Below are 20,864 nucleotides of genomic sequence, written 5' to 3'. Positions count from 1 at the left end.
CATATTCTCCTCTATAATTCTTTGATCAAACCACAACATGCATAGGACATATTCGAATACTCTTCAATCAATACATTTTTTTCCTGCGCTAATAATAAAATATGTTTCAATTCATGCATGTACTGTGGATTAATTAAAATCTTCCAAGGTATCCTTCTCAGCAAAACTCTTGTCGTTTCCCCAACACCTGGCTTAATGAAATGAATATTATCAATACCAAAATCTCGTTGAATTGTTTGCACGGACTTCATACCCTCCCAAGTAATTGGAGAGATTTCTTGCTCTTGAATTTGTTGCACAATTTTACTCTGTACTTGTTCAAAACATGTGACGATACGCTCTATGTACAGATTGGAGACATCTATTGCCTCTAATTCTTTGTAGTATTTTGCACCATGAAAATCGTTTGCATCCATAAACTGCAAATTTAATACCGTTCTACTTACTAATCCAGATACAGTGGAATTTAAACAAGCAGATGGTATTAAAAAATCCTCACGAGTTCCATAAATAGCTGCACAATGGCCAGGATCAGCCAAAACAGCTAAATCGCCACTTAACTGTTCTTGATATCGTAAATTAAACTTTTGGCAGGATTGAATTAATTCATTGGTAATTGCCCCTTTTCCTGTCCAACCATCAATAAATTGCAGACTTCCTAGAGGATGCTGTGTCAAAATATAACGAATTGCCGTTTCATCAAACCCACGACCTCGCAGTATAGAAATGGAGTAATGTGGAACATTCACATGATAATGCATGGCTATATACCGTTTGATTAAAATACCAATGGGTGTACCTGCACGAGCTAAACTCACAAGAATTAAATTTTCTAATCCTCTATTTTCAATGATTTGTTCTGCCACTACTCCAACGGCGATTGCTATTCTTTCTGCATGAACATCTAGCGCTTTATAAAAAAGATTCATGTAGGTATCCGATGGTTGCTTCTCCACTGGCAGCATTTCCGAATAATGTATACCCGATTGAATGAGTTGTTCACGTTTCTCATTATCCATTTCAAGGAATGCACTTCCAATATCACGCAATAAAAAAATAACGTCCTCTGGTGCATAACTCCCCATTTTATCTGGCTGCAAAGTCGATATCATCGTTCTACCTCCAATTCATGCATACTAATTACATATACTTTGGCGTTAGTGGCTTCTTGTAATGCCTTTACCACACGAGCAACTACCTCTTTACTTGCTATACGTTCCACTATGAAAAAAAGTTCCGTGTAAGACTGGCTTTGAAGATTATATAAAAAATTAGTGACCCCGTTATTTTCTGGACTTTCAAAGGCTATTTTATCGTTAATCGTATATACTAAATCATCCGTACAATAGATTGGACTACGAGTAGTTGACTGAAAATAAACATCATTTCCTAAATAAGAGGCAATTTGCATAGGAACATACATGAACTCACCCGAGCCAATAACAAGTGCTGGTCCATTTGTTCTTAGCTCTTGTAATTGCATAGCAATAGCTTGTATCGTTTGCTTTTGGTCAACATGCTGTTTTGACGTGAGCATAAATCTCCCTGTTGCTAGTAAATAGGGGTACTTATTTATTAATCCATTCTCCGCAACAGAACGATAGAATTTGCGATCAACAGATACTTGAATCGGACAAATGTCCATATCTCGTGCAACCTGTGTTAGTAAGTTTGGTTGTGTACTGGTTAAGCTTGGAATGCCTGAACAGCTAAAATTCCCACACATAATGGAGATGAATTCTATAGAGATACCCCATTGTACTTCTAATTGCTTAAAGATTGTTTGCTGCTGTTGGGAACGCCAATCTAAAATAGATAGTACCGCATATTGTCTCACTAAAGGAAATTTCTGTATTAAAGTCTCAATCATATTAATGACCGTATTTCCAGTAGTAATCTCATCATCAATTAACACAATGCGCTTAGCTTGCAGTAAAAATTCTGGTTCCTCCGTATAAATTCTATGGCTTGTCGCATGTGAATGTTCTTCTTCAAACGTAACAAATGGCTCAAAATCGGGCAACACTTCACGTGTTGTGTGGATATACATAGCATTCGAGTGAAAGGCATTAAATACTGCGTGTCCAAGTGCTGTTGCTGTCTCAGCAAAGCCAATAAACAATGTTTCATCCGTTAATTCTAGGGTTCCTTCTATGGATTTTTGTACTTCATCCAAATTAGCTCCGTCTTTTAAAGCTGTAACGACAGACGAAGCCATTACCTTTTGTCCCGTAAGATGCTGCTGATACATCATTGCTAAAAGAGTTCCTGTCAGTAAAGGGATTTGCGGACGGACAGCCAAATGTTTGCCTAGTACCGTGCTTACAAACAAAAATTGTCTCTTCTTATTAATCCGAGCCGCCATTCTAAACAAATCGGTTAGCGCAAAATTATGCGGATTGTAGGTAATTTCAATATCAATTGAATAATTCGGTAAAATGTTTAATTTACTCATTTGTTGTTGCATATACACTACCACCTATTTCAGACTGTAATAAAAGTGAGGCAAAATCGACAGATTCATGATAAACACCATAGACATGAGCCTGTTTTAAAATCCGTTGTGCCCATCTCATATGTGGCTTCATTTCATTCATTTTATTAGCATAGTGACTTTTCATAACACCTTTTTGTCCATCATTATTTTCTATAATACTTAGCGCATCTAAGTATTCCTCATACGAAATAGCATACAGGGCATGCACAACACGGATATGGCTCGGATGAATAATTGTTTTTCCCACTATGCCATTTTGTTTATCCATTAAAACTTCTTTCATTAATCCATCTAAACAATCGTCTAATAACGCTTTCCTTGTATCAAGCGCGCCTTTCTCACTAAATGGTGTCACTCTAAGTGCGGGCTTTAATACACGCTGATTATTAAAATACTCCCACACAGGCCCAGAAATAATAAAACCATCTTCCTCACGACCTAAGATATTGACAATATCTGCAATACAATCTCGTATGACACTAATATCATAAATGGTAGAATCCATACGCCGGCGAATTCCGTAAATACCACAAAAATCGGTAGCACCAATTCGTACATTTAATACACGGGCTTTGTATTGATGTAGAACCGCTTTAATGTCTAATAACGCTTCCATGCGAGATTCCTTATATAGTACCTCACGACTTTCTAAAATTGGCATACCATATAAAATTAAATCATTTTCTAAAATGGTTTGTTCAAGCAACTCGAAATAACGGGCACCCTGTTCTGCTGTAAACTTCGGAAAGACATAGCCAGTTAATATTTCTTGCTTTTTCCCTAAAACAGTTGTTAGCCTTTGAAATTGCTCAACATGACGTACTCGAACAAAAAGTAAAGGGAGCTCCTGAAGTAATAGCTGTTTTTGCTGATAGAGTGCATATAATTCACTAATATCCTCTATCAGCTTAGCTTCACAATCTACTAACTCTGCATCTCCAACTGCATCCTCCAAATCAATGACAAGTGATGTGAGTTCCTTATATTTTTGTGATCGGATCAAGCTCACAATCGTAGGCATGGAAGCTGGCATATACAAAGTCGCACCTAGGGCATATGACAAAATATCCGCCGTTTCCCATTTCGTAAACGGCTGTGGCTTCTTATAAAAAATCATCTCTGCATCTGTTGCAAAATGTTGCATCTAATCCTCTCCCCAGTAACTATGCCTTTTGTGAAAAAAGCACTGTATCAGCCTGTTCCATACAGACTAATACAGTGCCTTGTTTACACTGCTGTTTTCTTCTTCAACTTGTAAATAACAAATGTCAATAAGAATGCAGCTATTAAAATAATAACGAAAATTTCATGCGAAGGATGGTAGCCCCAATATACTAACACACATTTTCAGTGTATTACGATAAGCCCCTGTTACATCTGCTAGTTTAAAAACTGTGCATATGTATTTAATATCTCATTTAATACATCCACATCAGATCCTCCACCATACACCTACGTCTCATAGTTACTGTAGGCCATATGCATTGATTAAAGCAGCTAGTCCACCCTGGTAACCTGAACCTACTGCAGCAAATTTCCACTCACCATTATGTCGGTACAGCTCACAAAATACTACAGCCGTTTCAATACTGAAATCTTCACCTAAATCGTAACGCAATACCTCTGATCCCGACTCTTCGTTCGTCAATCGTACATAGGCATTTAAGACTTGCCCGAAGTTTTGATGACGTCCCTCGGCATCGTAAATAGTAACCGTCACTACAATTTTTTCTATTTGAGGTGATACTTGCTTTAAGTTGACAAGAATTTTTTCATCATCCCCATCCCCTGCACCTGTACGATTATCTCCCGTATGGACAACAGACTGGTCTGGGCTGGCTAGATTATTATAGAAAATAAAGTCCTGTTCATTACGACATTTACCTGAAGCATCTAGTAAAAATACAGATGCATCCAGGTCAAAGTCTTGTCCACCATCAAATTGCTTTACATCCCAGCCTAAACCAATGCCAATGCTATTTAAGCCTGGATCCTGCTTTGTTAAATCAATACGTTGCCCTTTACTTAATTGTATAGCCATTCAAAAATCTCCCTTTCTGTCCAAAGATGAAATTTTAGTTTACACTTAAGCCATAATCATTACATAAAGCAGCTAAGCCACCTTGATAGCCTGCACCAATCGCATTAAATTTCCATTCTCCGTTATGACGATATAATTCCCCTACAACAATAGCTGTTTCAATACTGAAGTCCTCGCCTAAATCATAGCGAATAATTTCTTCGTTGGAAGCAGCATTCATAATACGAATATAGGCATTAGACACCATACCGAAGTTTTGACTGCGAGACTCTGCATCATGAATGGTTACTGTGAAGGCTAGTCGCTGAACATGGGCAGGTACTTGAGTTAATGCCACTTTCACCACTTCATCGTCACCTTCGCCTACACCTGTTAAATTATCGCCTGAATGCTCAACTGAACCATTGCCACCTGTAGTGTTGTTATAAAAAATAAAATCATTTTGATCTGCAACTTTACCTGTATCAGCAAGTAAAAACACAGAGGAGTCTAAGTCAAAATCATGACCACCATCATATTTATTTGTATCCCAGCCTAAACCTACAACCACATTCGTTAATCCTGGATTTGTTTTAGTTAAATCTACCTTTTGACCTTTTTGTAGTGAAATGCCCATAATTTTTATTCCTCCTATTTAGTCAATTATTTATTGATATCTTCGAACAACGTCGCCAAGCTTTATGTCATTTGTTCCCGTACCAACCGCAGCAAATTTCCATTCGTTATTATGACGGTAAATTTCTCCACATACTAACGTCGTTAAATTCGAATAATTATCAGTTAAATTATAGCGAATTAGTTCGCTTCCTGTCCTGTCATCATACACACGAATATATGCATTATGAATCATACCAAAGTGTTGATTGCGACCTGCCGCATCATAAATGTTTACAACAAACACAAGCTTGTTATATTGCGAAGGTACAGACGATAATTCAATTGTAATTACCTCATCATCACCATCACCATCACCTGTTAAATTATCACCTGAATGTCGAACAGAACCACAGCTACTTGTTAATTTTCCGAAATAAACAACATCGTCACCCGCTACAACCTTATCATCTTGTAACATTAATACCGAAGCATCACAGTCGATACTTCTGCCACTGCCACTATTTCTGCTAGAAAATAAACCACCTAAAAAGCCGCCACTTTTCTCTTGGCCTACAGGGTCCCACCCTAAACCAACTTTAATTTTATTTAATCCTGCGTTACCCTTTGTTAAATCAACTCTTTGTCCTTTTTGTAAATTAATCCCCAATTCTAACACCCTCCTAAAATATGTATTTCAGTCGAAAGATTTTATGGTAAGCAATAATCTACTAAGCTAAAAGATTTCTACTTAAATTAAGTCTAAAATAACGTGACAAAAAATTCAATTAATGGCTCCGAAAAGGTGTTTTCACTTATTTTTGAAAGCCCCTCACGTCTTTTTCTATACTATAGAACGTTTTTGTAGTAAAAATGTTCCTTTTATATCCAATGGTCCAAGCAGCTAAAAAAACCTTCTAACTTGTAGAAGGCTATTGTCTTATTTACTAGCTTTTCATTTTTGGATCCAGTGCATCTCGTAGTCCATCACCCATTAGATTAAAGCCTAAAACTGTTAACATAATAGCTAAACCAGGGAAAATCATCGTCCACGGAGCATTTAATAAAAACTTCCGTGCATCCGCTAACATTTTTCCCCATTCTGGTGCTGGAGCTTGAGCCCCTAGCCCAAGGAAACCTAATGCTGCCGCTTCAATAATGGCTGTCGCAATTGCTAGTGTTCCCTGTACAATTATTGGGGTTATGGAATTCGGCAAAATATGGGAAAATAGAATTCGTGCATCACGCATACCAATTGCTTTTGCCGCTACTATATATTCCTCTTCCTTGACACTTAAAACCTTAGAACGGATTAAGCGCCCAAAATTCGGTACGTTAATAATAGCAATGGCGATTAATGCATTTTGTAAAGATGGACCAAGCACTGATACTACTGCAATCGCTAGTAGCATACTAGGGAAAGCTAGCATAATATCAAAAATACGTGAAATTATCGTATCGATCCATTTTCCATAATAACCTGCAATGATGCCAAGTAAACTACCAATTATCACGGACAAAATAACAGAGAAAAAGCCTACCCACAGCGAAATCCTTGCACCGTGAATGATCCTCGAAAAAATATCCCGTCCAAAATCATCCGTTCCAAACCAATGATCAGCGGATGGTGCCAGTAAACGCTTCGTTAAATCTTGTTCATTGATGCCCTGTGGTGCAATGAACGGACCAATGACAGCTAGTATAATAAAAAATATAACAATTCCTGCTCCAACAAGGGATACTTTACTCTTTTTAAAACTACGCCACCCTTCGAGCCATGGACCTACTGCCTTTTCTCGAACTGGTGATACTTCTTTTTTTATATCGATTGCTCCAGTCATCATTGCAACTCCCTTCTATTTGTATTTAATCCGTGGGTCGACTACTGTGTACAGTAAATCCACGATTAAGTTAATCATGATGAAAATAAATGCAACGACGAGAATACCTGATTGAATAACGGGATAATCCCTGAAGCCAATCGCATCATAAATATAACGACCAATTCCTGGCCAACTAAAAATCGTCTCTGTTAAAATGGCACCACCTAGCAGTAATCCAGTTTGTAGACCAATTACCGTTAACACAGGAATAACTGCATTCTTTAATGCATGCTTATAAACAACAATAAACATTTTTTGTCCTTTTGCTCTTGCAGTCCTTACATAATCTGAACGCATAACTTCCAGCATGGAGGACCTTGTGATTCTGGCAATGATAGCCATCGGAATCGTTGCAAGTGCTACTCCTGGTAATATTAATCGTTTTATAACTTCGATGAATTGATCAAAGCGGCCTTGAATAAGCGTATCCAATAAATAGAAATGGGTTATGGCGGTAATTGGATTTCGCACATCTTCTCGACCAGATGTAGGCAGCCATCCAAGCTTACTACTAAATGTCCATTGCTCCATCAATCCAAGCCAGAACACGGGTACAGATACACCGATTAACGCTATAATCATTGCTGTATAATCAAACCAAGAATTTTGGAACCACGCAGAAATAATGCCCGCATTCACACCAATAACAATCGCAATGATCATCGCAAATAGTGCAAGTTCGGCTGTTGCTGCTAAGTATGGGAAAATTTCTTCTGATACAGGTAGTTTCGTACGTAGGGAAACCCCTAAATCTCCCTGAAAAATACCTGCTAAGTAACTAAAATATTGTGTATACCACGGCTTATCTAATCCTAAACTTGCGTTTAACGCCTCGACCGCCTCTTTTGTTGCCTGTTGTCCTAAAATAACTTGTGCTGGATTTCCAGGAATTGCCCGTATCAACATAAAGACGATAAAAGTCATTCCAAGCAAAACTGGGATTAGTTGAAGTAAACGTCTCCCCATATAGTGAAGCATTTTCATCACCTCTCTATGATTTTCATAATCTACTGTGAAGTCTTTATATACTGTTGAAAGGTTGAGCCTTCACTAAACGGTTTTGAATGTTTAGTTGAATTCTTTCATACAGGAAATAATCATTATCTTTACTTGAAAAGAATCTGCGAGATTTCCACGGCTTACCCGCAGAAAAGCAAGCAGATTCTTCACATTCCTTTGTTCAATTAAAAATGATGAAATTTACTATTGAATATCTACTGCATCTAAACGGTCAGAACCAGTAGGATGCGCAATGTAATTTGTAACTTTCTTGTTAGCAGCTAAAATTGGAATAGAGTGAGCAAGTGGAACCCATGGAGCATCCTCAGAAATAATTACTTGAGCTTGCTTATAAAGTTCATTACGCTTGTCTTCATCAATCTCAGTTTGAGCAGCTGTTAATATCTTGTGTAATTCTGGATTATCATAGAACGTGTAGTTATTAGAACCAATATTATCGCCGTCTAATAACGTGTATAGGAAGTTATCCGCATCCCCATTATCGCCTGTCCAGCCAAGTAGGAATGCATCCGCTTCACCGTTTTGAGCTTTTTCTAAATACGTAGCCCATTCAAATGACACAATTTTAGATTTAATACCCACGTCTTCTAAGTTCTTTTGAATCGCTTCAGCCACTTTTTGTCCGTCTGGCATGTATGGACGTGGTACTGGCATTGCCCATAGCTCAATTTCCTTGCCATCGTAGCCTGCTTCAGCAAGTAATGCTTTCGCTTTTTCTGGATCATACGTATAGCCTGTCACTTCATCGTTATAACCAGAAATTACTGGTGGCATTGGGTTTTTCGCTGGCTCAGCTAGCCCTTCATAAAATGCATCTACTAATGCTTGTTTATCAATTGCATAGTTGACTGCTTGACGCACTTTTACATTATCAAAAGGAGGACGTGTAACAGTTAAACCAAGGTAACCAACGTTCATAGATGGACGTTCGATTAACTGTAAATTAGCATCACCTTCGATTGTTGCTTTATCAGATGGGCTTAAGCCATCAGCTACATCAATATTGCCTGCTAATAAATCATTTAAACGTGCTGAGTTTTCTGGAATAGAACGATAAATTACTTTATCTAATTTAGGATAGCCATCAATATAGTAATCCGGGTTTTTCTCAATTGTGATTGAATCATTACGTACCCAGCTAACAAATTTGAATGGACCTGTTCCTACAGGATTTGCAGATAAACTTTCTTCATCTGCTTCAAATGCTGTTGGAGAAGCAATCGCAAATGGAGACATTGCTAAATTTTTCAGGAATGGTGCTTGAGGTTGACTTAACTTAAAGACAACTGTGTAGTCTCCCTCTGCAGTTACTGATTCAATTACTTGCTTATCACCAACGACAAATTGCGAGCTAAAGTAAGGGTGTTTATCTGCACCTGTTTTCCAACGTTCAATATTTTTAACAACAGCCTCAGCATTGAAATCTGTGCCATCATGGAATTTCACACCTTCTTGTAGCTGGAAAGTATACGTTAAACCATCCTCTGATGCCTCCCATGATTTAGCTAAGCCTGGTTGAATTGTTACATCTCGCTCTCCAAAGTTTACAAGTGTTTCATAAATATTAGCTGTCACCGTGAAGGATTCACCGTCTGTAACAACAGCAGGGTCAAGTGCTACAGAATCTCCACCACGACCATACACTAAAATTTTTGGTTCTCCACTGCTAGCTGTATCGCCACCAGTTGAAGTATCTTTACTACCCGTATCCTTAGTATCTGAGCCGCCACATGCTGCTAAGATTGTCGAGAGAATAAGGAGTAGCATTACACCTAAAGTCCAAAACTTCTTTTTCTTCATCGAATTTCCCCCTATGAGTTTTTATATCATTTAATGTTGGAGTGCCTCGTAAAGATGGCAAGCAACATAATGACCTGGTTTCACTTCTTGCATTTTAGGTACTACCTGTGAGCACTGATCCATTTTAAACGGACATCTCGTATGGAATGTACAACCGCTTGGCGGGTTTGATGCACTTGGAATATCTCCAGAAATGATGATCTGTTCCCGTTCAAACGTAGGATCTGGAACAGGAACCGAAGATAAAAGTGCTTGTGTATATGGATGAAGCGGTTCAGCATATAAGTCCTCACTCGCTGTCAGCTCAACTAATTTACCTAAATACATAACGCCAACTCGATTACTGATATGACGTACAACCCCTAAATCATGGGAAATAAAAATATAAGTTAGCTTTAAATCCTTTTGCAGCTTTTGCAATAAATTCAAAACCTGTGCCTGAATGGACACATCAAGTGCAGATACTGGCTCGTCCGCAATAATTAAGCGTGGATTGGTCATCAGGGCTCTAGCAATGCCGATACGTTGCCTTTGCCCTCCACTAAATTGATGCGGATAGCGCTTGATATGATACTCATTCAATCCAACAATCTCAAGTAGCTCCAACACTTTCTGTTTTCGCTCTTTGGCATTACCTATCCCATGAACAATAAGGGGCTCCTCTAAAATTTTGCCAATGTTATGGCGAGGATTTAGTGAGGCATAGGGATCCTGAAAAATCATTTGAATATCTCTACGTGCCTTCCTCATTTCATTGTTGGATAATTCTGAAATCATTTTACCTGCGAATTCTATTTTACCTCCAGTTGGCTCTAGTAAACGCATTAATAAGCGACCCGTTGTGGATTTACCACAGCCTGATTCGCCAACAATTCCTAATGTTTCTCCTTCAAATACTTCAAAGGAAACATCATCTACAGCCTTTACATCCCCGGCATGTGAATTAAGGACTCCCTTTCGAATCGGAAAATATTTTTTTAATCCCTCAACCTTTAATAACGCTTTCGACACGTTGCTCCACCTCCTGCTTCTCTAGTAAAAAACATCTCGATTTATGATTCTCTGCTGCTTCAAATAAAGGTGGTGTTTCCTGTAAACAACGTTCCATTGCATATTCACAGCGTGCCGCAAAACGACAGCCTACCTGAATACTTCCTGGTTTCGGTACACTTCCAGGAATGGAGTATAAATTTTCCTTTTTATAACGCATGTCAGGTACTGATTGAATGAGTCCTTGTGTATAGGGATGTTTAGGATTAGTGAAAATTTCATGAATCGGCGCCTCTTCCACTATTTGTCCTGCATACATAACAATCACTCGCTCACAAGTTTCCGCGACAACCCCCAGATCATGTGTAATTAACAACACAGCTGTATTCAATCGTTTATTTAAGTCTTTCATAAGCTGTAAAATTTGGGCTTGTATCGTAACATCCAATGCAGTTGTAGGCTCATCCGCAATCAATACTTGAGGGTCACAGACAAGTGCCATAGCAATCATCACACGTTGACGCATACCGCCAGACAGCTGATGTGGGTAGTCCTTTAGCAATTCCTCAGCACGTGGTAGACCTACCAATTTCATAATTTCAACCGCTCTTGCAAACGCTTCCTTTTTTGACCATTTTGGATTGTGGATTAATATAGCTTCCTTTAACTGATCACCAATCGTGAACAAAGGGTTTAGCGAAGTCATCGGCTCTTGGAAAATCATTGCAATGTCTTTACCACGTATTTTTTGCATTTGTTTGTCCGTACATTTAGCAATATTTTTGCCATCTAGCAAAATTTCTCCACCAGTTATTTTACCTGGTGGTGATGGAATTAATCCCATGATGGACAGCGACGTAACACTTTTACCACTTCCCGATTCTCCTACAATCCCTAAAATTTCTCCTTCATGGACAGAAAAATCGATATCGTCTACAGCAGGAATTTGCCCATTATCTGTGAAAAAGGTTGTTTTCAAACCTTTTATTTCTAGTAGTTTTTTCCTCATGTGTAACGCCCCACCCTACCTATATTTTACTCAAATGTATAATAATATTAATAGAATACTATAACTTTCGTTAAATTCCTTATTTTCAGATAATTCTAACTAAAAATCATTACTCTTTCAATCATTAATATTCTGCAAATTACATAGAATTTCTACAATAATCGCCTTCGATAATAATAAAATCTTATAAAGAGATAATTTTTTACATTTTTCAAAAAAAAATAGCCTTCCATTTTCGAATAAATGAAAGACTTTTTTTGAAAAAATTCTTAAACCATGTATTTTACGGAAAATTTTAATCTAAATGCTGTACTTGGAATAAATTATAATATGTCCCTTGACTGTCCATTAGCTGTTCATGTGTTCCACTTTCAATTAATTGACCATGATCGATGACGAATATCTTGTCAGCATGGGTAATTGTAGAAAGACGGTGCGCAATAATAATAGTTGTTCGTTCATGAGCAAGCTTGTCTAATGATTCTTGAATCAGTGCTTCACTTTCTAGATCTAATGCAGAAGTAGCCTCGTCAAGGATTAAAATTGGTGGATTTTTTAAAAACACACGCGCAATGGCAACTCGTTGTTTTTGTCCGCCAGAGAGCTTTACTCCTCTTTCCCCAACCTTTGTGTCATAACCATTAGGCAGACTCATAATAAAGTCATGGGCATTTGCCGCTTTCGCTGCTTCGATGACCTGTGCATCTGTTGCATCTGGTTTCCCCATTAAGATATTCTCTTTGACAGAGTCACTAAAAAGTATATTGTCTTGCAGGACAATACCAATTTGAGATCGTAAAGAATGTAAAGTAACATCCCGTACATCTTTTCCATCAATGGTCACTTTCCCGCTTGTTGTATCATAAAAGCGAGGAATTAAACTGATAATCGTTGACTTACCACCACCACTCATCCCTACAAAGGCAACAGTCTCCCCAGGATTTATCGTTAAATCGATAGCATCTATAATAGGTGAGCCAGTTTCTTCATATTGGAAGGATACATTGTGAAAGCGAACCTGCCCATTTGCACGTGGGAGTTCACCAGCATAGTCCTTATCCTTCACTTCATAAGGCTCATCTATTAAATCGAACATTCGATCCATTGAAGCGATTGACTGCGTTAAAGTTGTGGACGAGCTAACAAGTCGACGAAGTGGGCCATACAGACGTTCAATATAAGCAATAAAAGCAACCATTGTTCCAACTGAAAGTGACCCATTTATTACTTGATAGCCCGCATAGGCTATAACTAGTAATGGCGCTACATCTGTAATGGTATTCACGACAGCAAATGATTTTGCATTCCACTTTGTTTGATCAAGCGCTTTTTCTAAAAACTCACCGTTTGCTGAATCGAACAATTTTTGTTCATGCTTTTCTAAAGTAAAGCTTTTAATAATGCTCATACCAGCTACACGTTCATGTAGATAGCTTTGTACACCTGCAAGAGCTTGAGATCGTTTCCGTGTTAAATCTCTCAATTTGCCAAAAAAGTACTTCACACTGAAAGCATAAAATGGAAATGCGATTAACGCTACTAGTGTTAACTTAACATCCATGGTTAGCATAATGGCAATCGCAATTACAATTGTCGCCAGATCTAACCAAACATTCATTAAACCCGTCATGACAAAGGTTTTTGTTTGTTCAACATCATTAATTACTCTTGAAATAACATCTCCTGCTCGTGTATTGGCATAGTACCTTAAGCTTAAACGCTGTAAATGTGCATAAATTTCCTTACGAATATCAAATAGCACCTTGTTGCTTACGTGTTGTGCAAAATATTGTCGATAATATTCAATAGGTGGACGGATAATAAAGAATACAATAATAGTGCCACCTAGCCAATAAAATAGTTCTTTTGTTTTTTCTACATCTGTTAAGTCATCTGCTGCAATAATATCGTCTAGCACAATCTTAATGAGCAGTGGAATAAATAGTGGAATAGCAAATTTTACTATACCAATGATAATCGTTAAAATAATTTCCCATGTATAGGGTTTAACAAAGCGCATATATCGCTTAATGCTTCCCAATTTATCATCACATCCTTACAAAAGAAACAGACATTCGAAGATGAATGCCCTATGTATTATAGCAATATTTTGATTAAAATACAGTTATGATGACTTTATAGCGGACTATTTTACCTTTGCCTTAACAACACTCTGTTCCCCTCCAATAAAAAAACACCTATTAGTTAAACTAATAGGTGTCATGATTGATCATCTGACTGCATATCAAGCTGGAACTTGTAACGATTTGTCCAGACATCGATGAAATCGGGTGCAAATGGTCCTCTTTTTTGTTGAATCCAGCTTATTAATTTATCGACATTGCGCTTTAAAATCTTATCTATGACATCAGGATAAGACATTTCCTTACGATGGAGCTCATATTCATCCTCGTCTAAAAGGGTATAAGACATGTCAGGAAAAACTTTAATATCTAAATCATAGTCGATATATTTAATGGCATTATTATCGAAAACAAATGGTGAGCTTAGATTGCAATAATAATACACACCGTCTTCACGTAGCATACAGATGATATTAAACCAGTGTTCCGCATGGAAGTAGCAAATCGAAGGCTCTCTCGTTAGCCATGTACGACCATCGGATTCTGTCACAAGTGTCCGTTCATTCGCACCGATTACGATATTTTTCGTTCCTTTTAAAACCATCGTTTCTTGCCAAACACGGTGGATACGGCCATTGTGCTTATAACTATGTATTTGTATCGTTTCTCCTTCTACCGGTAATGCCATTTTGTTAGCCCACCTTTTCGTCTATGCTACCTAAATCTAGCAGTCTCTAGTATATTATAGCAATGTGTACGCGAAAGGTGTAGTTAGAAAACCACAAATTTCACTACGCTATTTTGAATTTGTATAAAATTTAGTCAATTATAAGCGAATTTTATTATAATGTCAGCGTTGATGGGATTTTTTAGTTAATGCTATAGAGGATTTCCTTTTATGCTGACGATTTACTTACCTAAACAATTTGAAAGGGGCTGTCTTTTTCATCTTTTCGGATTTAAGACAGCCCCTTAGAGGTAAATGCAATTATGCAGTTACAAAGTGTTACTCACCTAAATCTTGGTTAGTTTTTGAGAAACGGCCAGAAGCTGGAGCTTTCTTTTGCTCTGCTTTCGCATTTTGCTTTTGTACTTCATTTACATCCGTTTCATAACCAAACTCTTCACTTTGACGTTGCATGTTTTTATTCGGTTGGAAATTTTGGTTGTTTTGTTTTTTCATCATTCATTCACCTCCACGCTAGTTATTGTGTACGGAGGTGATGACTTTTATGCTCATGTATCAATGATTTTAAGAAGGTTTTATTTTCCTGCCGTTTGCTTTTTTACTTCATCCCAAATTTTTAGCATAGGCACAGGCATCGGTAAAAGTTCTATTTGCTCACGATTTAGCCAATCACCTAGCTCAGTCGATTCGCATTTTATATAATAGCTATTTAAATGCCAAGTTAAATGTGAAAAAACATGTTTAAATGTAAGTAATTCATGTTTGGCTTGGACAATTACTTTATATTCCATTGTAAAGTTTTCTACCGAAGATTGGCTTGTATCAATCATTGGAAATTGCCATAGATTAGCTAGCAGGCCTTGCTCAGGACGTTGTTGCATTAAAAATTGTCCTTTGTCATTTTCATATACGAGAACATCATATGTGAGATGCTTCATTTTTATCTTTTTTGATTTGACAGGTAATTTTTCTGGTTCTCCCTCATTAAAAGCTGTGCAATACTCTCTGACTGGGCATAATAAACATTTTGGAGAGGTAGGTGTACAAATAAGTGCACCCAGCTCCATTAAGCCCTGGTTAAACGATGAAGCATGATCAGGATCAATTAGTTCCTCAACCGCACTTTCGAAAATTTTCTTCGTTTTGGGAATAGCTATATCTTCATGTATATCAAGCACTCTACTTAGAACCCGCATAACATTACCGTCAACTGCATGTTCAGGCTTATTATAGGCAATACTTAAAATAGCACCTGCAGTATAGGGACCAACACCTTTTAATTTAGATATTTCATGGCGATTGTCAGGTACTATACCACCGTAATTTTCTATAACCTCACGAGCACCTGCTTGTAAATTGCGAGCACGAGAATAATAGCCAAGACCTTCCCAATGCTTTAATAAGTATTCTTGGGGTGCTTCTGCAAGCAAATCTAATGTTGGAAAACTTTCCATAAAGCGATTGTAATAAGGAATAACTGTGTCGACACGTGTCTGTTGTAGCATCACTTCAGATACCCAAATTTTATAAGGATCTGTTGTGTGTCTCCACGGTAAATCACGCTTCTCTGTGTTAAACCAGTCAACTAATGATTGTCGAAATTCTGTTACATATGGGTAATTCACAGTGACCTCCGTTGTTTTTACGATTTAATTTATGATGAAAAGGGTATACAATGAAGAAAAGAATATTCGTGGAAGATCGACAATAATCGTCGCTTTCGCACGAGTGTCAGAATATTTCAATATACCTTTTATTATGTTCGAAATAAAGTTGTATGCACATTGTACTCGATTTTAATGCATACTAGGAGTGGATATTTTTGGATTCAGGTACACATTTCGTTATGGGTATTGCCCTTGGCGGTCTTGCATTAGCTGACCCTGTAGTAGCCAATCATTCAATGACTTTTACAGCAGTAATGGCAGGTACAATTATTGGCTCACAAGCTCCAGATGTCGACACTGTGTTAAAACTACGTAATAACGCCATCTATATCAGACATCATCGTGGAATTACACACTCACTACCAGCTGTAGCTATATGGCCTATTTTAATTACAATTGTTTTATCACTGATTTTGCAAGATGTGAATGTGTTACATTTATGGCTTTGGACATTTTTAGCTGTTGCACTTCATGTTTTTGTCGATATTTTTAACGCGTATGGTACACAAGCAATTCGACCTTTCTCTCGAAAATGGGTTGCGTTAGGTGTCATTAATACCTTCGATCCCATCATTTTTACCTTACATTGTGTAGGTATTGTGTTATGGGCATTTGGTACAAATCCAGTATGGACATTCAGTATCATGTACGTGGTTATCGTGATTTACTATATTTTACGATTTGCTGTGCAAAAAGCAGTAAAAAACGCGGTGCATCATACTATTCAAGATGAAGAATATGTCATTGTAGCACCTACTATGCGCTTCTTCCACTGGCGAATCGCAGCAAAGTCAAAAACTCATTATTATGTTGGCCGTGCTTATGGAAGGACTGTTAATATTTACGATAAATTCGAAATTAAGCCTTTGCCTAAAACTGCGCTTGTAGATGCTGCAATGAAAGATCCTAACTTAGCTGCATTTGTGTCTTTCTCTCCTATGTATCGATGGGAGATTTCCGAGCTTGAAAACGGCCTAATAGAAGTAAGGTTAATCGATTTGCGTTACCGTAGTGACAATCGCTATCCTTTCGTTGCCGTAGCACATTTAAATGATGCGAATGACATTATTACGTCTTACACAGGCTGGATTTTTACAGAAGATAAGCTCCAGAAAAAACTACAAATTGGTGCGAGTAATTAAGCAGTAAACCCTGACCAATATTGGTCAGGGTTTTTATTATTGTACCATATCATCACTAGCATCTAGTAAATGTATATACTTCGGATTGCGCCCTGCAAAAGCATGTAGTTTATCACCATAGCTTGCAATTAATTGACGAACAAGATTTTCTGTATACTCTGCCCCACGATAATCATACCCTGCTTTCGCGGCAGTTGATTCAAAGTCACTCCATAACAACTCCACCCAAACCTGTGCCCGTCCAACAGACATCTGAGGATTCTTTGCAAGTAACTCTTGTGTTAGTTTCTCAATTTTTTCATCCATTTATTTGCCCACCTTTACTGGTGAAAGGATAGATACTGGTAGTGCCTCTTGGTACTTGTCTCCACCTAAACGATGACCCCAAGCAAAGCGACCCTTCAAATAATCTACTTGGAAAAACTCATTATCTGAACCATCAATACGATACATTTCTCCTGGAACGATTGTATCAAGATCCACTAAATAAGCCGCAGCCATTAAAGCTTTGCGTTCATAAACAGCAAACTCATTGATGATCCCTAGCTGTTCTGCCTTTCGAGCTTTCTCTTTTAGAAAAGCAATTTCCTCTCGCAATTCATGTTCAGACATAGCTGCATAATTTTTTTCACTCATTCTTCATTCTCCTTCTCTTCTATAAAACGATCTATTACTTCTATAGGAAAACCCTTTTGATAGAGCGCCTGTTTAACCTTCATTTTTAGCTCATAACCAGTATACTTCGATACGTACTTTTTCCAAACTTTTTCGCCTTGAGCATCAAGTAGCTGCTGCCAGTTGTCATCATCCTGCCCTATCTCAACTTGGCTAAGCACCTCTTCTACAATCGAGAAAGCATACCCTTTTCTTAATAAGTAATCCTGAATTTTGGTCTTAATCTGTGTTGGGGTCTTCTTGCTCTCCGCTCGAACAATTTTCTCTGCCAGTTGCTTCGCCAGTTTTACTTGTTCCTCAAAACTATATGTAGCAAGCACCTCATCCTGCAAGTTTTTCTCAATGCCTTTTTTGATCATGTCTTGTCTAATGGCTCTTGGTCCTTTTTTCATAGTAGCTTTCTTTGTATCAAGAAGAGCCTTTGAATAGTTTTCATCATTAATAAAGCCATAGGATTTTAACTTTTGGATTGCCTCTAACACTACAGCTTCTCCAAATTCTAAGTTGAGCAGTTTTTTCTTAACCTCATGCTCACTTCGCATTTGATATGAAAGGAAGTTTAACCCCTTATTAAATGCCTTACGTATCTCATCTTCATAGGCAATCTCTTGAATTTCGAATTCATCGAGCACCTTTCCCTTTGTTAAACCAAATTGAATGAGAATGGCTTCATCAACCGGAAAAGCATACTCTTCATTTAAATAGATATTATAGCGTTCAGGATTGTTTTTTTGACGTGCAATTTTTGTAATCATACGCATAGCAAACACCTCACTATTATCATTATAGCATTTCTTGATGGGGGATCTGACAATTAGCACGGTTAATTTCCCTATGTTCGCGGGCATTCTTTTCCCTTCCACGGGTAAACTTCCTTCTCTGCAATTAATGCCTAAAGATGTTTACTTTTTGGTTACATGATAAACTTAAAAGTAAGCGTTTTATTCGAGAAAAGAGGTGCTTGTTATGAAAATAGTGATTGCAGGTGGCACTGGCTTTGTTGGAAAAGCTCTTATACAGCTATTGCAGGACAACGGACATGACATTTTTGTCTTAACGCGTCATGAGTCCAAACTAGAAAATGGCGTTCACTATGTTCAATGGCTACATCAGCAGGAGCAAACTTTGGCCATCTTTGAAGGTGTAGATGCCTTTGTGAATTTAGCAGGTGTTTCATTAAATAATGGTCGTTGGACAAAAAAGCAAAAGAAAGCTATCTATTGGAGCAGAATGAATGCCACATTAGAGATTATACGTATAATGGACATGCTCACGATAAAACCAAAAGTCCTTGTCAATGCTAGTGCAGTTGGTATATACCCAACTTCCACACAAGCCATCTATGATGAAGATTTTACGGATTACGCAACTGATTTTTTAGGCACTACAGTCCACGATTGGGAGCGACATGCGAAACGAGCAGAAGCATTAGGTATTCGTGTGGCTCTTGCACGCTTTGGTGTCATTTTAGGTAGAAATAGTGGCGCACTTCCACCCATGCTATTGCCCTATCAAATGCATATAGGTGGAACGATTGGCTCTGGGGAGCAATGGCTTTCATGGGTACATATTGAAGATGTAGCACGTGCTATTTATTTTGCTATTACAAATGAAAATATTCATGGACCATTTAATATAACAGCCCCGCATCCTATGAGAATGAAGGAATTTGGTCAAACGATTGCCGAAGTCATGGGCAGACGTCATTGGCTGCCTGTTCCTAGCTTTGCGATGCGTTTAGCTCTCGGCGAACAAAGCACACTTGTTTTAGAAGGACAACAAGTGCTACCAACCCTATTAGAACAACAACATTTTATATTTAAATACCCTTATTTAAAGCAAGCACTTGAAAATTTGTTAAAGGCTCAAAATAGAAAAAATTAAGTTGGATAATTTTTTAAGTAATTACGCATTCTAATGAAAAAGAAAGGATGCGTTTTTTATGTGGAAACAACATATTGTTGGTGCGGTAATTGCTACTTTTATTATTGCCGCAGGAATTAGCTTTAATCCATTTTTTGCTGCTGGTTCTGATGAACACCATTGGGGTTTTAAACGTGCTAAAAACGGTGAGCAGGCAGAGGCAGGAGCACAGCTCGATCAGTTACTCGACAAATATGGTGCGATTTATAAAGGGAAGGCAGATAAAAAAATTGCCTATTTAACATTTGATAATGGCTATGAAAACGGCTTTACTGAAAGTATTTTGGATACATTGAAAAAAGAAAATGTACCTGCTACTTTCTTTTTAACAGGCCATTACTTAGACAGTGCAAGCGATTTAGTAAAACGTATGGTGAAGGATGGTCATACTATTGGGAATCACTCATATGGACACCCTAATATGGCTCGACTTTCGCCAGATGGCATGCGTGCAGAATGGCAAAAGTTCGATGGCAAGTTACGTGAATTGACAGGCATCGATCGTACAACATACGCTCGTCCACCTGAAGGAATTTTTAATGCAAAAGTGCTAGAGGTGGGCAATGCTGAAGGTTATCGTCATATTTTCTGGTCTGTGGCCTTTAAGGATTGGATGAAGGATGAGCGTCGTGGGGCAGATTATGCTTATAATGCACTTATGGAACAACTGCATCCTGGTGCCGTTATTTTAATGCATACCGTAGCACAGGATAATGCCGAAGCATTACCAATGTTTATTGCAGAAGCTAAAAAGCAAGGTTATACGTTCTTATCGCTTGATGATTTAGTATTAGAATACGAAGATTTCCCTGTTGCTTTGCAATCGCCTGCTCCTTCGCTATAATGGGGAG

21 protein-coding genes are annotated in these 20,864 nt (G+C 37.9%); 3 read left to right on the top strand and 18 right to left on the bottom strand.

The genetic code is table 11. The features are described 5' to 3' along the window. Positions 1–11 precede the first annotated feature (11 nt). The 15 genes from NY607_RS21245 to mutY form a co-directional block, all read right to left on the bottom strand. Entirely contained in the window at positions 12–1,112 is a 1,101-nt protein-coding gene (locus NY607_RS21245; RefSeq protein WP_259420327.1) for a cysteine protease StiP family protein, read from the bottom strand. Beyond that, entirely contained in the window at positions 1,109–2,467 is a 1,359-nt protein-coding gene (locus NY607_RS21240) for a phosphoribosyltransferase family protein (protein ID WP_259420326.1), read from the bottom strand. Before NY607_RS21240 ends, NY607_RS21245 begins: the two co-directional genes overlap by 4 nt. Further along, positions 2,448–3,641 carry an HpcH/HpaI aldolase/citrate lyase family protein gene (locus NY607_RS21235; protein WP_259420325.1) on the bottom strand — a complete coding sequence of 398 codons (1,194 nt, stop codon included), beginning with the start codon at positions 3,639–3,641 and terminating at the stop codon, positions 2,448–2,450. Before NY607_RS21235 ends, NY607_RS21240 begins: the two co-directional genes overlap by 20 nt. A 321-nt stretch (positions 3,642–3,962) precedes the next feature. Next, a complete protein-coding gene (locus tag NY607_RS21230; protein WP_016994007.1) occupies positions 3,963–4,538 on the bottom strand; it encodes a TerD family protein in 576 nt (191 codons plus the stop codon). A gap of 34 nt (positions 4,539–4,572) precedes the next feature. Beyond that, positions 4,573–5,154, bottom strand: a complete 582-nt coding sequence (locus tag NY607_RS21225) for a TerD family protein (protein WP_048394760.1) — start codon at positions 5,152–5,154, stop codon at positions 4,573–4,575. A 30-nt stretch (positions 5,155–5,184) separates the two neighbouring features. Then, complete coding sequence (locus NY607_RS21220) at positions 5,185–5,802, bottom strand: TerD family protein (protein WP_048394762.1); 618 nt, start codon at positions 5,800–5,802, stop codon at positions 5,185–5,187. Positions 5,803–6,079: 277 nt separating this feature from the next. Then, positions 6,080–6,976 carry a nickel transporter permease gene (nikC, locus tag NY607_RS21215; RefSeq protein WP_054549024.1) on the bottom strand — a complete coding sequence of 299 codons (897 nt, stop codon included), beginning with the start codon at positions 6,974–6,976 and terminating at the stop codon, positions 6,080–6,082. Between the two features lie 12 nt (positions 6,977–6,988). Then, positions 6,989–7,993: an ABC transporter permease gene (locus NY607_RS21210; protein WP_048394767.1), complete on the bottom strand. Its 1,005-nt coding sequence runs from the start codon at positions 7,991–7,993 to the stop codon at positions 6,989–6,991. Positions 7,994–8,218: 225 nt separating this feature from the next. Beyond that, positions 8,219–9,835 (bottom strand): ABC transporter substrate-binding protein, encoded by a 1,617-nt coding sequence (locus NY607_RS21205; RefSeq protein ID WP_054549023.1) that lies wholly within the window; start codon positions 9,833–9,835, stop codon positions 8,219–8,221. A gap of 30 nt (positions 9,836–9,865) precedes the next feature. Next, the gene (locus NY607_RS21200; protein WP_016995058.1) at positions 9,866–10,846 is read right to left on the bottom strand and encodes an ABC transporter ATP-binding protein; all 981 of its coding nucleotides are present in this window, start codon (positions 10,844–10,846) and stop codon (positions 9,866–9,868) included. After that, positions 10,821–11,834 carry an ABC transporter ATP-binding protein gene (locus tag NY607_RS21195; protein WP_009371539.1) on the bottom strand — a complete coding sequence of 338 codons (1,014 nt, stop codon included), beginning with the start codon at positions 11,832–11,834 and terminating at the stop codon, positions 10,821–10,823. Before NY607_RS21195 ends, NY607_RS21200 begins: the two co-directional genes overlap by 26 nt. Before the next feature lie 295 nt (positions 11,835–12,129). Then, complete coding sequence (locus tag NY607_RS21190) at positions 12,130–13,875, bottom strand: ABC transporter ATP-binding protein (RefSeq protein ID WP_131521935.1); 1,746 nt, start codon at positions 13,873–13,875, stop codon at positions 12,130–12,132. 179 nt (positions 13,876–14,054) lie between these two features. Beyond that, positions 14,055–14,606, bottom strand: a complete 552-nt coding sequence (gene ntdP / locus NY607_RS21185) for a nucleoside tri-diphosphate phosphatase (protein ID WP_004230486.1) — start codon at positions 14,604–14,606, stop codon at positions 14,055–14,057. 318 nt (positions 14,607–14,924) lie between these two features. After that, on the bottom strand, positions 14,925–15,104 hold the full coding sequence (locus NY607_RS21180; RefSeq protein ID WP_004230485.1) for a gamma-type small acid-soluble spore protein: 180 nt from the start codon (positions 15,102–15,104) through the stop codon (positions 14,925–14,927). A gap of 77 nt (positions 15,105–15,181) precedes the next feature. After that, positions 15,182–16,231, bottom strand: coding sequence for an A/G-specific adenine glycosylase (mutY, locus tag NY607_RS21175; RefSeq protein ID WP_048394777.1), 1,050 nt, complete (start codon positions 16,229–16,231; stop codon positions 15,182–15,184). A 197-nt stretch (positions 16,232–16,428) separates the two neighbouring features. Between mutY and NY607_RS21170 the strand changes: the two genes are divergently transcribed. Beyond that, positions 16,429–17,415 (top strand): metal-dependent hydrolase, encoded by a 987-nt coding sequence (locus NY607_RS21170; protein ID WP_054549020.1) that lies wholly within the window; start codon positions 16,429–16,431, stop codon positions 17,413–17,415. A gap of 36 nt (positions 17,416–17,451) precedes the next feature. Here the strand turns inward: NY607_RS21170 and NY607_RS21165 are convergent, their stop codons facing one another. The 3 genes from NY607_RS21165 to recX are packed head-to-tail and all read right to left on the bottom strand — an operon-like array spanning position 17,452 to position 18,851. After that, positions 17,452–17,721: a YfhJ family protein gene (locus NY607_RS21165; protein WP_048394780.1), complete on the bottom strand. Its 270-nt coding sequence runs from the start codon at positions 17,719–17,721 to the stop codon at positions 17,452–17,454. After that, positions 17,722–18,051: a YfhH family protein gene (locus NY607_RS21160; protein ID WP_036076977.1), complete on the bottom strand. Its 330-nt coding sequence runs from the start codon at positions 18,049–18,051 to the stop codon at positions 17,722–17,724. Then, the gene (gene recX / locus NY607_RS21155; RefSeq protein ID WP_036219262.1) at positions 18,048–18,851 is read right to left on the bottom strand and encodes a recombination regulator RecX; all 804 of its coding nucleotides are present in this window, start codon (positions 18,849–18,851) and stop codon (positions 18,048–18,050) included. The genes NY607_RS21160 and recX overlap by 4 nt, the downstream gene beginning before the upstream one ends. Positions 18,852–19,056: 205 nt before the next feature. Between recX and NY607_RS21150 the strand changes: the two genes are divergently transcribed. Both NY607_RS21150 and NY607_RS21145 read left to right on the top strand, forming a co-directional pair. Then, positions 19,057–19,974, top strand: a complete 918-nt coding sequence (locus NY607_RS21150; protein WP_259420324.1) for a TIGR01777 family oxidoreductase — start codon at positions 19,057–19,059, stop codon at positions 19,972–19,974. Between the two features lie 58 nt (positions 19,975–20,032). Then, positions 20,033–20,857, top strand: a complete 825-nt coding sequence (locus tag NY607_RS21145; RefSeq protein ID WP_009371550.1) for a polysaccharide deacetylase family protein — start codon at positions 20,033–20,035, stop codon at positions 20,855–20,857. Positions 20,858–20,864 lie beyond the last annotated feature (7 nt).

It is taken from the genome of Lysinibacillus sp. A4, assembly GCF_024919535.1.
In the GTDB taxonomy this organism is placed as follows: Bacteria; Bacillota; Bacilli; order Bacillales_A; family Planococcaceae; genus Lysinibacillus; species Lysinibacillus capsici.
This window is presented reverse-complemented; position numbering and strand designations above follow the sequence as displayed.

Bases quoted from the DNA above. Each gene is read 5' to 3' on its own strand.
- recX (WP_036219262.1), bottom strand. From the start codon at position 18,851: ATGCGTATGATTACAAAAATTGCACGTCAAAAAAACAATCCTGAACGC.
- NY607_RS21210 (WP_048394767.1), bottom strand. From the start codon at position 7,993: ATGCTTCACTATATGGGGAGACGTTTACTTCAACTAATCCCAGTTTTG.
- nikC (WP_054549024.1), bottom strand. From the start codon at position 6,976: ATGATGACTGGAGCAATCGATATAAAAAAAGAAGTATCACCAGTTCGA.
- NY607_RS21225 (WP_048394760.1), bottom strand. From the start codon at position 5,154: ATGGGCATTTCACTACAAAAAGGTCAAAAGGTAGATTTAACTAAAACA.
- NY607_RS21230 (WP_016994007.1), bottom strand. From the start codon at position 4,538: ATGGCTATACAATTAAGTAAAGGGCAACGTATTGATTTAACAAAGCAG.
- NY607_RS21160 (WP_036076977.1), bottom strand. From the start codon at position 18,051: ATGAGTGAAAAAAATTATGCAGCTATGTCTGAACATGAATTGCGAGAG.
- NY607_RS21205 (WP_054549023.1), bottom strand. From the start codon at position 9,835: ATGAAGAAAAAGAAGTTTTGGACTTTAGGTGTAATGCTACTCCTTATT.
- NY607_RS21235 (WP_259420325.1), bottom strand. From the start codon at position 3,641: ATGCAACATTTTGCAACAGATGCAGAGATGATTTTTTATAAGAAGCCA.
- ntdP (WP_004230486.1), bottom strand. From the start codon at position 14,606: ATGGCATTACCGGTAGAAGGAGAAACGATACAAATACATAGTTATAAG.
- NY607_RS21165 (WP_048394780.1), bottom strand. From the start codon at position 17,721: ATGGATGAAAAAATTGAGAAACTAACACAAGAGTTACTTGCAAAGAAT.
- NY607_RS21240 (WP_259420326.1), bottom strand. From the start codon at position 2,467: ATGCAACAACAAATGAGTAAATTAAACATTTTACCGAATTATTCAATT.
- NY607_RS21180 (WP_004230485.1), bottom strand. From the start codon at position 15,104: ATGATGAAAAAACAAAACAACCAAAATTTCCAACCGAATAAAAACATG.
- NY607_RS21145 (WP_009371550.1), top strand. From the start codon at position 20,033: ATGTGGAAACAACATATTGTTGGTGCGGTAATTGCTACTTTTATTATT.
- NY607_RS21195 (WP_009371539.1), bottom strand. From the start codon at position 11,834: ATGAGGAAAAAACTACTAGAAATAAAAGGTTTGAAAACAACCTTTTTC.
- NY607_RS21245 (WP_259420327.1), bottom strand. From the start codon at position 1,112: ATGATATCGACTTTGCAGCCAGATAAAATGGGGAGTTATGCACCAGAG.
- NY607_RS21150 (WP_259420324.1), top strand. From the start codon at position 19,057: ATGAAAATAGTGATTGCAGGTGGCACTGGCTTTGTTGGAAAAGCTCTT.